The organism is Thermotoga sp. RQ2 (assembly GCF_000019625.1).
GTDB classification, from domain to species: Bacteria; Thermotogota; Thermotogae; order Thermotogales; family Thermotogaceae; genus Thermotoga; species Thermotoga maritima.
This window is the reverse complement of record NC_010483.1, coordinates 1114558-1126774: the sequence shown is the minus strand read 5'-3', so window position 1 is coordinate 1126774 and position 12217 is coordinate 1114558. Positions and strand designations below refer to the sequence as shown.

Here is a 12217-nt window from a genome sequence, read left to right as displayed (position 1 = left end):
AATTAGTCTAGTATTATTATTATTATAACCTGAGGTGTTAAAATTCAATCAAATCGTGTGGGAGGTGACAGGATGATCGATCTCAGGTCCGACACCGTTACAAAACCAACAGAAGAGATGAGAAAAGCCATGGCACAGGCTGAGGTGGGAGACGATGTGTACGGAGAAGATCCAACCATCAACGAACTCGAAAGGCTCGCCGCAGAGACCTTTGGAAAGGAAGCGGCTCTCTTTGTACCCTCCGGCACCATGGGAAATCAAGTGAGCATAATGGCTCACACCCAGAGGGGCGATGAAGTGATACTGGAGGCAGACAGCCACATCTTTTGGTACGAAGTCGGAGCCATGGCGGTTCTCTCCGGAGTCATGCCCCATCCTGTACCTGGAAAAAATGGAGCCATGGATCCCGATGATGTGAAAAAAGCCATAAGACCCAGAAACATACACTTCCCCAGAACTTCGCTCATCGCCATCGAAAACACACACAACCGTTCTGGTGGAAGAGTGGTCCCGCTTGAAAACATAAAAGAGATCTACACGATAGCCAAAGAACACGGCATAAACGTTCACATAGATGGTGCGAGGATCTTCAACGCCTCAATCGCTTCAGGTGTTCCCGTGAAGGAGTACGCCAAATACGCCGATTCCGTGATGTTCTGTCTTTCAAAAGGTCTCTGCGCACCCGTCGGTTCGATAGTTGTAGGAGACAGAGACTTCATAGAAAGAGCGAGAAAGGCAAGAAAGATGCTCGGTGGAGGGATGAGACAGGCAGGTGTTCTCGCTGCCGTTGGGATAATCGCCTTGACAAAGATGGTAGATCGATTGAAAGAAGATCATGAAAACGCCAGATTTCTCGCCCTGAAGCTGAAAGAAATAGGGTACTCCGTGAATCCCGAAGATGTGGAAACCAACATGGTGATTCTGAGGACCGACAATCTGAAGGTGAACGCGCACGAGTTCATAGAAGAGCTCAGAAACAGCGGGGTACTCGCGAACGCCGTATCCAACACGGAGATCAGACTGGTAACCCACAAAGACGTTTCGGGAAACGACATAGAAGAGGCTTTGAACATCTTCGAAAAACTCTTCAGAACATTCTCCTGAAACAGGAAAAAATTTCACGTTTTTTTCACGGTCGGAGCATTAAGATGAAGCTGGAGACTCTGAAGAGGAGGTGGAAGTATGAAAAGGTTTTTTGTGGTGATGCTCGTACTGACAGTGGCACTGGGTGTGTTCGCGGCGGGCTACAAAGGTTTCTCGGAAAGACCAGCTTTTGAAAGACAGCCCATGGGCTACGCTCAGCAGTTCCCGGGTTGCGGAGGAGGTCCCGGATACGGTCCCAACGCTCCCATGTATGAAAGGCCTCAGATGAGAGCCGAAAGAGGTTTCGGCTACGGTCTCAAACTCCAGATCAGAGACGAAGAACAGCTGAAACTCGCTCTCAAGACAAGGATCGCAGAAGCACTGAACAACTTGGATCTAAACGACGATCAGTTGAAAGAGCTCTACAATGTCGCGAAAGAAACAAAAGAACAGCTCGATTCCCTGAAAGAAAAGTTCGTTCAGCTCCATGAGGAGTACTACAACGCTCTCGTAAAAAGAGACACAAAGACAGCAGAAGACCTGAAAGACCAGATAGACGACCTCAGAGATGAAGTGCAGGATATCTACAAAGATTTCGCTGACAAAGTGGACGACATCATCACCGTGGATCAGTACAGAAAATTCAGAGGCAGCGAAAGAATGTTCCTCGTTCTCCTCAGCGACGAAGGCTTTGAAGTGCTGGAAGAAATGGTTCAGGAGTAACTCTCTTTCCCCACACCCCGGCGGGCCCGCAATGGGCCCGTTTTTTTCAAAGATTCATCTTCCACCACGCACTTAACCCTGTCGCTTCGAAATGACAATAATTCAAAATAAATGGATATATCCCAAAATGATTTCTAATATTGCGGAATAATTACTCTTCACTTCGTTTGGAACTCAATATCACAGTCTGATAAAATATCCACAACATGATCTTTTTATTAGTAAGTGTTATTTATTAACATCCATTTAAAGGAGGGGATGTTGTATGAGAAAGTTCGTTGTGGGGTTCCTGATGGTTTTAGTCGCTGCATTTTATTTTAGTGAAGTCGTGGTACAGCTTCCATGGTTTGGTGTAACAAACTTCGACCCCTACTACTGGCAAGCCCAGCATATTCTGGCTCAAGGAACCATTTTTGAAGGTTTGTTTGGTTATGTTCCAGATTCCAAATCGCTTGGCGGTGTAAAGGTTGTACCAGCTGTCTGTGAAAGTTATACAGTATCTGAAGATGGTTTAACCTATACCTTCTACTTGAGAAAAGATAAAAGATGGTCAAATGGTGATCCTGTTACTGCCTATGATTTCGAATTTGCTTGGAAAAGGGCTGCCAGTCCCGAAACACCAACTCTTCCACTCTGGGCTTCTCCTGTTCAGTACATAAAAAATGTCTACGATTGTAAATCCGGTGCCAAACCTCTTGATGAACTTGGAGTAAAAGCTCTGGATGACTACACACTTCAAGTTACTCTCTCAAGACCAATGCCATCTTTCATTAATATGCTTGTTCTCGGTGGAGCAATGCCTCTGCATAGGAAAACTGTTCAGGAACACCCTGAAGACTGGTGGAAGCCCGAGTATTTTGTTGGAAATGGACCGTATGTTATTGAATCCTTTACACCTAATTACGAGATAGTCCTGGTCAGAAATAAATACTATGTGGGAGATTTTCCTGGCAATGTTGATAGAATTGTGCTCAAAGCAGGCGGGCTTGGATTGCAGCAGTATTTAGCTGGAGAGATAGATGCTGTTTTTATCACCGCAGTTGGAGATTATGTGTTTGCATTGAAAAACAAACAACTTTCCAAGGAACTTCATGAAGAATCTGGTGTTCAATGGGTGGGATACGAAATCACAAGAAGCCTAAGTCCTGTTTTTGACGATATACGAATAAGAAAAGCACTTGCAATGGCTATTGACAAGAAAGTCTTAACTGACATTGTTCTTGGTGGTATGGCCATTCCAACACACGCATATTGTTCTCCTGATAGTGAAATAGCGGAAGCTGTGAAGGGAATACCCTATGATCCAGAACAGGCAAAGAAGTTACTAGCGGAAGCAGGTTATCCAAACGGAAAAGGTTTTCCAAAAGTGAAGTTCTACATAACAGGAGCATCTGATCCTGTAGCGGAAGCACTGGTTGACCAGTGGAAAAAAGTTCTTGGAATCACTTTTGAAATTGAAAATATAGAGTCCGGTCAATTTTCAACACTGCAATGGAGTGATTTTGTGCCTTGGGCAGAACCAGGTGTATGTACAATTGGTGGGCCCGTCAACTGGCAAGACAGTGGTTCTCTTATGCAAACTGCCGATCATACATTCTGGTTCTACGATTACCCCGCTGAGGTACGTCAAAAACTCTATGAATTAAGAGAGAAAAGAGAAAGTGTCCTCAGAGAAGAAGGTGGAAAAACAGAAGAAGAGTGGAAGGAGATACTAAACCGCGCCCAGGAACTCTGGGAGAAGTGGCAAGAAGTTGTTAACTCCGAACCAGATGAATTCTTGAAAAAATACTTCCTTCTTCCTGCCCCCGGAGAATTGACCTTCATAGAACAAATCAACAAGTTGTATGAAGAATGGAAAAAAGCCACAACCGACGAGCAAAAAATTCAGCTCTGGAGATTGGCAATGAGAGCTATATACAATCAGGAATATTCTCTGGTTGAATACACCGGAATGAACCCAACTAATAGGGAAGCCAGAAGACTATGGGCAAGAATTCTCTATTCACCCTACGATGAAGCCGTCGAATATGCAAAGAAACTCCAGCAATTGTGTGTAGATCTTGCCTACGAAGTTCCTCTGTACGTTCAGAAAGTTGTGTATCTTGCCAAACCATACCTCAAGGGAATAGTTCCTTACAAATTCTCGTGGGGTCCCACTTTCTTCCTCTTCAAATACTTAACTGTTGAGAAGTGAATTCTGAGCCCTGGGATTTCCCAGGGCTCCTGCTAAACATGTCGAATGGGGTGGTTGATATGAGATTTTTAAAATTTCTCTTAAAAAGACTTTTGACCATTGCTATTTCTATGGTAGTTGTTATTGTAATAACATATGTTCTAATGTGGCTTGCCCCTGGAAATTTCTTTGAACTTCAACGCGTACGAGATGCGATAGCGAGAGTCACAACACCCGACGATCCTGCTTATCAAGCTACCCTGAAAGGTTTTGAAGAGAGATATGGTTTGAATAATCCTCTGTGGAAACAGATCCTTATGTATTTAAAAGGAGCTGTGGTTTTCAAATTCGGTCCTTCTTTTTCTGATCCTGCAAGAAACATAGAAGATTTGATAAAGGAGAAATTTCCTATTACTTTCACCCTTGCCCTTTCAAGCATCCTTTTCGCACTCGTGGTGGGAGTTCCTCTAGGAATCTTAGCAGCTCTCAAAAAAAACACATGGATTGACTATACTGCAATGACCGTTTCTGTTATAGGAGTTGCCATCCCATCGTATGTAGTAGCAGTCTTTCTCATACTGATTTTTAGCATCTATTTGGGATGGCTTCCCACTTCCGGATGGGAAGGAATAAGAACTAAAATCCTTCCAACCATAGCTTTGGCACTCGGTCCACTCGCTTCTGTTGCCAGATTTACAAGAGTCAGTCTTCTAGACACATTGAACCAAGACTTCATAAGAACCGCTTATGCAAAAGGTGGCGATGACAGAACAGTAATTATGAAACATGCTCTAAGGCCATCTATGATTCCTCTAGTAACGATAATAGGCCCTCAAATGGCTTATCTCATGGTTGGCACCGTTTGGGTCGAGAACATCTTCAGAATACCAGGTTTGGGACAACTCTTTGCTAATGCAGCAGTCACTAGAGACTATCCACTTTTAGTAACTTCCACATTTATACTTGCCCTTACCGTTATGATCATGAACCTTATAGTTGATGTTCTTTATGCAATTCTCGATCCCAGAATAAAACTGGATTAAGGAGGTAACAAATCGGCATGTTAAGAAAAAATAAAACGGAATCCATTGGTTACTGGAAAGCCTTCTGGTTAAGATTCAAAAAAAACAAAATGGCAGTAATAGGGGGAGTTTTTGTTTTAATCCTTATAGCACTTGCAATACTGGCTCCCTATATAGCTCCATATCCTTACGACGAGCCTCACTATATCAGGGCTTTCGAGGGGCCAAGCAAGGATTTCATATTCGGAACTGACGCATTGGGAAGAGATCTTTTCAGTAGAATTCTGTATAGTTTGAGAAACGCATGTATTATAGGTTTCGGTTCTCAATTTGTTGTCCTGATCATAGGAGGCATTCTGGGTGCTGTCGCTGGTTTCAAGGGAGGCTGGATAGACAAATTTATTATGAGTATTGTAGATATTATGTTTGCTTTTCCAACTTTTCTCTTCAACGTGATACTGGTTACAGCCTTAGGCAGGGGACTTTTCACCATCTTCTTAGCTATAGGATTGACCGGATGGGCGGGAATGGCCCGACTTGTAAGAGGGCAAGTGTTGTATCTGAAGAATAGCGAATTTGTTGAAGCTGCAAAAGCCGCTGGTGCCAGCACCTTCTATATCATCAGAAAACATATTCTTCCCAATATGATAGGACCCATTCTTGTGAATCTTGCATTCGGAGTACCTGGAGCAATGATGACTGAAAGTGGTTTAGCAGTGATAGGAATGGGGGTAAGGCCTCCGATGCCGAGCTGGGGAAATCTTATAGGTGAAGGGATCGGGATGATGATGGCGTTCCCTCATCTGCTAATATTTCCTGCTGTCACTTTTGCTTTTACCTTGATAAGTTTCACGTTTCTTGCAGATGGCTTAAGAGATGCCTTTAATCCAAGGAGTGAGATATCATGATGGAACTGCTAAACGTGAATAATCTCAAGGTAGAGTTTCATAGAGTTGAAGGTATTGTCAAAGCAGTGGATGGAATCAGCTACAAATTGAACAAAGGCGAGAGTCTTGGAATAGTTGGTGAAAGTGGTTCTGGGAAGTCTGTATCAGTCCTTTCTCTTTTGAGATTGATAAATCGAAACGGGCGAATCGTTGATGGTGAAGCTATATTCCTAGGAAAAGACCTTTTGAAATTGAATAAAGAAGAATTGAGAGACATAAGAGGGAAAGATATAAGCATCATTTTTCAAAATCCAATGACCTCTCTTAATCCAATAATAAGAGTGGGAATTCAAGTAATTGAACCCATCATCTGGCATCGACTTATGAAGAATGAAGAAGCCAGAGAAAGAGCTATAGAACTCCTGGAACGTGTTGGAATCCCTGAATCACCAAAAAGATTTCTGAACTATCCGTTCCAATTTTCTGGCGGAATGAGACAAAGAGTAATGATCGCAATGGCACTTGCATGCCATCCTAAACTCTTAATAGCTGATGAGCCAACAACTGCTTTAGATGTGACTATTCAGGCACAAATAATGGAACTACTTCAGGAATTGAAAGAAGAATACGGTATGAGTGTTATATTCATAACACACGATCTTTCTGTGGCAACGAATTTTTGCGATCGAATAATTACAATGTATGCCGGAAAAATTGTTGAAGAAGCACCAGTAGAAGAAATTTTAAAAACACCCCTACACCCTTATACCAAGGGTTTGTTGAACTCTACCCTTGAAATAGGCTCCCGCGGAAAAAAACTGGTACCAATACCGGGAAACCCACCAAACCCCACGAAACATCCTTCTGGTTGTAAATTTCACCCGAGATGTAGTTTTGCAATGGAAATTTGTCAAAGAGAAGAACCGCCCCTCGTAAATATTTCTGAAAATCATCGTGTTGCATGCCATTTGATCAAGGGGGAATCAAAATGAAGCCTCTTTTACAAACCGTAGATTTAAAAAAATATTTTCCTCAGGGGAAAAGAATACTTAAAGCAGTTGATGGAATATCAATAGAAATAAAAGAAGGAGAGACACTTGGGTTGGTCGGTGAAAGCGGTTGTGGAAAATCGACTCTGGGGAGAACGATTCTCAAACTCCTCAGACCTGATGGCGGTAAGATTTTCTTCGAAGGAAAAGATATAACAAACTTGAATGACAAGGAGATGAAACCTTATAGGAAAAAGATGCAAATAATCTTCCAGGATCCTTTAGGATCTTTGAATCCACAGATGACTGTTGGAAGAATTATAGAAGATCCTCTCATAATTCACAAAATTGGAACGAAAAAAGAGAGGAGAAAACGAGTAGAAGAACTTTTAGATATGGTGGGAATAGGTAGAGAATTCATTAACAGTTTTCCACACGAATTTTCCGGAGGGCAGCAACAAAGAATAGGAATAGCTCGAGCTTTAGCTCTGAATCCGAAATTTATAGTCTGTGACGAGCCAGTATCTGCTTTGGACGTTTCGATTCAGGCACAAATAATAGATCTTCTTGAAGAAATACAGCAGAAAATGGGTATCTCATACCTTTTCATTGCACACAACCTTGCAGTAGTCGAACATATAAGCCATAAAGTAGCTGTTATGTATCTCGGGAAAATTGTTGAGTATGGAGATGTAGATAAAATCTTCTTAAATCCAATTCATCCGTACACTCGAGCACTTTTGAAGAGCGTTCCTAAGATTCCATGGGACGGTCAAAAACAAAGATTTTATTCATTGAAAGGTGAACTTCCTTCTCCAATTGATCTTCCTAAAGGATGCAGATTCCAAACTAGATGTACAGAAAAAAAGGCAATCTGCTTTGAAAAAGAACCTGAACTCACAGAAGTGGAAAAAAATCATTTTGTGTCTTGTCATTTAGTCAGAACCTATAGGGGGTGATTTTCTTGAAAAATTTTTTATTGTTTTTGCTTATGATCTTGATAATGGGAGGTATTGTTATGGGTGTTGATCCTTTTGAAAGGAACAAAATATTGGGAAGAGGCATTAATATAGGAAATGCGCTTGAAGCACCAAATGAGGGAGACTGGGGAGTGGTGATAAAAGATGAGTTCTTCGACATTATAAAAGAAGCCGGTTTCTCTCATGTTCGAATTCCAATAAGATGGAGTACGCACGCTTACGCGTTTCCTCCTTATAAAATCATGGATCGCTTCTTCAAAAGAGTGGATGAAGTGATAAACGGAGCCCTGAAAAGAGGACTGGCTGTTGTTATAAATATTCATCACTACGAGGAGTTAATGAATGATCCAGAAGAACACAAGGAAAGATTTCTTGCTCTTTGGAAACAAATTGCTGATCGTTATAAAGACTATCCCGAAACTCTATTTTTTGAAATCCTGAATGAACCTCACGGAAATCTTACTCCGGAAAAATGGAATGAACTGCTTGAGGAAGCTCTAAAAGTTATAAGATCAATTGACAAAAATCACACTATAATTATAGGCACAGCTGAATGGGGGGGTATATCTGCCCTTGAAAAACTGTCTGTCCCAGAATGGGAAAAAAATTCTATAGTTACAATTCACTACTACAATCCTTTCGAATTTACCCATCAAGGAGCTGAGTGGGTGGAAGGATCTGAGAAATGGTTGGGAAGAAAGTGGGGATCTCCAGATGATCAGAAACATTTGATAGAAGAATTCAATTTTATAGAAGAATGGTCAAAAAAGAACAAAAGACCAATTTACATAGGCGAGTTTGGTGCCTACAGAAAAGCTGACCTTGAATCAAGAATAAAATGGACTTCCTTTGTCGTTCGCGAAATGGAGAAAAGGAGATGGAGCTGGGCATACTGGGAATTTTGTTCCGGTTTTGGTGTTTATGATACTCTGAGAAAAACCTGGAATAAAGATCTTTTAGAAGCTTTAATAGGAGGAGATAGCATTGAATAACACCATTCCAAGATGGCGTGGCTTCAACCTTCTGGAAGCCTTTTCCATTAAAAGTACCGGAAATTTTAAAGAGGAAGATTTTTTGTGGATGGCTCAGTGGGACTTTAATTTTGTTAGAATCCCTATGTGTCATCTTCTCTGGTCAGACTGGGGCAACTCATTTATTATCAGAGAAGATTTTTTTGAGAAAATCGATCGTGTAATTTTCTGGGGAGAGAAATATGGAATACATATATGTATTTCTCTCCACAGGGCACCTGGCTATTCTGTTAACAAGGAAGTAGAAGAGAAAACCAATCTGTGGAAAGATGAAACAGCTCAAGAAGCGTTCATTCATCACTGGTCTTTTATCGCACGTCGTTACAAAGGAATTTCTTCCACACACCTGAGTTTTAACTTAATAAATGAGCCTCCATTTCCTGATCCACAAATCATGAGTGTTGAAGATCACAACTCTCTTATCAAGAGAACTATTACAGAAATTCGAAAAATAGATCCCGAAAGATTAATTATGATAGATGGATTAGGCTATGGGAATATTCCAGTGGATGATTTAACAATTGAGAATACAGTGCAATCATGCAGAGGGTACATTCCCTTCAGTGTTACTCATTACAAAGCGGAATGGGTGGATAGTAAGGACTTTCCTGCTCCTGAGTGGCCAAATGGATGGCATTTTGGGGAATACTGGAACAGAGAAAAGTTATTGGAACATTACTTAACGTGGATAAAACTCAGACAAAAAGGAATAGAAGTATTCTGTGGAGAAATGGGAGCTTACAACAAAACACCTCACGATGTGGTTTTAAAATGGCTTGAAGATCTTTTAGAAATTTTTAAAACTTTGAACATAGGGTTTGCCTTATGGAATTTTAGAGGGCCTTTTGGTATTTTAGATTCAGAAAGGAAAGACGTTGAATACGAAGAATGGTATGGACATAAACTGGATAGGAAAATGTTGGAACTATTGAGAAAATATTAGCAAGTTATGCCTTAAGACGAGGAAACGTAATCAAGCAATCTGAAGAGTGATACCTTAGTTTTCTATTGTACTCAATTTGAATTCTCAATTCTTCTATTCGTTTCTTCGATGGCTCTCTTCATCGCGTTTTTTATCCTGTCGGCGTACATGATGACCTTCCCGTTGACGTTCCTTGCGGTCCTTCCTATGATCTGGATGAGCGTTGTTTCAGATCGCAGGAAGCCCTCCACGTCCGCGTCCATGATCGCTACCAGTGACACCTCGGGAAGTTCGAGACCCTCCCTCAGAAGGTTCACACCCCTGTAATTAACCTGCTTTTCTTCCTCTCTCAAAATGTTGACAAATTTTGATCTTGATGTTTCTGTATGGTAATATTCTTATAGAACACTACATAAAAATTTATGTAATCTTTTGTCAACATAAGAGGTGATCGGATGTACAGAATTCTCGTGATAAATCCAGGTTCATCCTCCACAAAAGTAGCAGTTTTCGAGGATGAAAAAAAGATCGCTGAAAAGAATATCTTCCACAGCGTTGAAGAGCTGAAGAAATTCAAAAGGTCTACGGATCAGGAACCTTTAAGAAGAAAAGCGGTGGAAGACTTCATAGACGAGGTCGGCTACAGGATAGAAGATTTCAGCGCGATCGCTGCTAGAGGTGGTGTACTCGAGCCGGTTCCGGGGGGAACTTATGTTGTAGATGAATACATGGTGGATTACCTCATCAATCGTTCTCCTGTTGACCATGTGTCCAATCTGGCAGCTGTGATCAGCTACAAACTGGGAAAACCCTACGGAATACCCTGTTTTGTGGTAGATCCGGTTTCAGTGGACGAAATGTGTGATGAAGCGCGTTTCTCTGGAATCCCTGAAATCGAGAGAAAAAGCTATTCTCACGCTCTAAACATTAAAGCGGTATTGAGAAAAGTTTCCAGAGAGATGGGCAGAACACCAGAAGAGGTGAAGATCGTAGTGGCACATCTTGGAAGCGGAATCTCTGTTTGTGCCTGTAAAAACGGAAAGATAATAGACGTGAACAACGCCAACGACGAAGGACCCTTCAGTATAGAGCGAACGGGAGAGCTTCCCGTTGGAGACGTTGTGAAGACGGCCTACTCGAGTAAACACTCAGCCGCCAAACTGAAAGAAGAATTCACCAAAAAAGGAGGACTTTTAGCGTACCTTGGAACAAAGGACCTCAGGAAAGCTCTCGATAGTATGGAAACCTCGAGGAAAGCGAAACTGGTCGTTGAAGCCATGGCCTATCAGATCGCTAAAGAAATCGGTGGAATGTGCGCTGTCCTTGGAGACAAACCCGACGCCATAGTGATAACAGGTGGCATGGCCCACGAAAACAGATTCGTCCGGATGATCACAGATTACATCGAAAAGTTCGGAAAAGTAGAGGTAATTCCAGGAGAGCTGGAAATGGAAGCCCTCGCACTCGGTGTTTTGAGGGTTCTCAGAGGAGAGGAAAAAGCGAAGGATTATCGGAGTGTGATCGAATGAAAAATCTCCTGGAGATGGTTGAACTGGTTCGGGGAAAAAGAATGAAGATCGCTGTTGTAGCCGCAGAGGATGAAGAGGTTTTGAAAGCCGTTGTAAGAGCTAAGAAGGAAGAAATCGTAGATCCGGTGCTCTTTGGAAAGAGAAAAGAAATAGAGACACTCGTGGAACGAATGAACCTCGAACTGGAAGCAGAAATCGTTCATGCTGAAGATCACTTTGAAGCAGTCAGGAAAGCTGTCGAAAGCGCATCAAGGAATGAAACGCAGATACTGATGAAAGGAAAAATCAAAACGGGTGATCTGTTCTCCGTGTTTCTCAAGAAAGAGTACGGTCTCAGAACCGGTAGAACTCTTTCCGCTGTCAGCGTCCATGAAGTCCCTGGATACCACAAAATTCTGATCATCTCGGATGGTGGTCTCGTCATCTCACCGGATCTTCAGCAAAGAATGGACATCGTGGAAAATTCGATCCTGGTCGCCCGATCCCTCGGCATAGAGAAACCAAAGATCGCACTCTTAGGAACGGGCGATTTGAGAAATCCTTTAACCCTCGAGATCGCTGCACTATCGAAGATCCTCCAGCAAAGGAACGACTGCATCGTCGACGGGCCCTTAACACTTGAGATGGCCATCAGTGAAGAGTTGGCTTCGAAAGCAGGGAACAGTCCAATAGCGGGAGACGCCGATGTACTGATAGTCCCCAGCATAGAAGCAGGAAACATCCTCAGCAAATCGCTCATATACATGGCTCGTGGAAAAGCAGCGATTGTTGTTGTCGGTGGTAGAGTACCTGTTGTCCTCACTTCCAGAGCAGACGACGAGGAAACGAGATTTCTTTCCATCGCTTTGAGCGTGCTGGTCGCACAGAAAAAGGGGTGA

The 12217-nt window shown here is 42.3% G+C and carries 11 protein-coding genes and 1 pseudogene; 11 read left to right on the top strand and 1 reads right to left on the bottom strand.

Features of this window, described 5'->3' with window-relative positions; genetic code table 11:
* Nucleotides 1-72 precede the first annotated feature (72 nt).
* From ltaE to TRQ2_RS05520, 9 genes are all read left to right on the top strand, one after another.
* Nucleotides 73-1104, top strand: a complete 1032-nt coding sequence (gene ltaE / locus TRQ2_RS05560) for a low-specificity L-threonine aldolase (protein WP_011943587.1) — start codon at nucleotides 73-75, stop codon at nucleotides 1102-1104.
* 78 nt (nucleotides 1105-1182) lie between these two features.
* Nucleotides 1183-1806, top strand: a complete 624-nt coding sequence (locus TRQ2_RS05555; protein WP_011943588.1) for a hypothetical protein — start codon at nucleotides 1183-1185, stop codon at nucleotides 1804-1806.
* A gap of 265 nt (nucleotides 1807-2071) precedes the next feature.
* Nucleotides 2072-4000 carry a peptide ABC transporter substrate-binding protein gene (locus tag TRQ2_RS05550; protein WP_012310929.1) on the top strand — a complete coding sequence of 643 codons (1929 nt, stop codon included), beginning with the start codon at nucleotides 2072-2074 and terminating at the stop codon, nucleotides 3998-4000.
* 59 nt (nucleotides 4001-4059) lie between these two features.
* Entirely contained in the window at nucleotides 4060-5022 is a 963-nt protein-coding gene (locus tag TRQ2_RS05545) for an ABC transporter permease (RefSeq protein ID WP_012310928.1), read from the top strand.
* Between the two features lie 17 nt (nucleotides 5023-5039).
* Nucleotides 5040-5909 carry an ABC transporter permease gene (locus tag TRQ2_RS05540; RefSeq protein WP_004082280.1) on the top strand — a complete coding sequence of 290 codons (870 nt, stop codon included), beginning with the start codon at nucleotides 5040-5042 and terminating at the stop codon, nucleotides 5907-5909.
* Nucleotides 5906-6880 carry an ABC transporter ATP-binding protein gene (locus TRQ2_RS05535; RefSeq protein ID WP_012310927.1) on the top strand — a complete coding sequence of 325 codons (975 nt, stop codon included), beginning with the start codon at nucleotides 5906-5908 and terminating at the stop codon, nucleotides 6878-6880. Before TRQ2_RS05540 ends, TRQ2_RS05535 begins: the two co-directional genes overlap by 4 nt.
* The gene (locus TRQ2_RS05530; protein ID WP_012310926.1) at nucleotides 6877-7836 is read left to right on the top strand and encodes an ABC transporter ATP-binding protein; all 960 of its coding nucleotides are present in this window, start codon (nucleotides 6877-6879) and stop codon (nucleotides 7834-7836) included. Before TRQ2_RS05535 ends, TRQ2_RS05530 begins: the two co-directional genes overlap by 4 nt.
* A 59-nt stretch (nucleotides 7837-7895) precedes the next feature.
* Nucleotides 7896-8849, top strand: coding sequence for a glycoside hydrolase family 5 protein (locus TRQ2_RS05525; protein ID WP_029683816.1), 954 nt, complete (start codon nucleotides 7896-7898; stop codon nucleotides 8847-8849).
* Nucleotides 8842-9831 (top strand): glycoside hydrolase family 5 protein, encoded by a 990-nt coding sequence (locus TRQ2_RS05520; protein ID WP_012310924.1) that lies wholly within the window; start codon nucleotides 8842-8844, stop codon nucleotides 9829-9831. Before TRQ2_RS05525 ends, TRQ2_RS05520 begins: the two co-directional genes overlap by 8 nt.
* Nucleotides 9832-9889: 58 nt before the next feature.
* Here the strand turns inward: TRQ2_RS05520 and TRQ2_RS05515 are convergent.
* Nucleotides 9890-10136 (bottom strand): annotated as a pseudogene (locus TRQ2_RS05515) (helicase-related protein); the annotation flags it as partial.
* 129 nt (nucleotides 10137-10265) lie between these two features.
* On the opposite strand from TRQ2_RS05515, the gene buk reads away from it, so the two are divergent.
* Together buk and TRQ2_RS05505 are read left to right on the top strand one after the other, a co-directional pair.
* A complete protein-coding gene (gene buk, locus TRQ2_RS05510) occupies nucleotides 10266-11339 on the top strand; it encodes a butyrate kinase (protein WP_012310923.1) in 1074 nt (357 codons plus the stop codon).
* Nucleotides 11336-12217, top strand: a complete 882-nt coding sequence (locus TRQ2_RS05505; RefSeq protein ID WP_012310922.1) for a phosphate acyltransferase — start codon at nucleotides 11336-11338, stop codon at nucleotides 12215-12217. Before buk ends, TRQ2_RS05505 begins: the two co-directional genes overlap by 4 nt.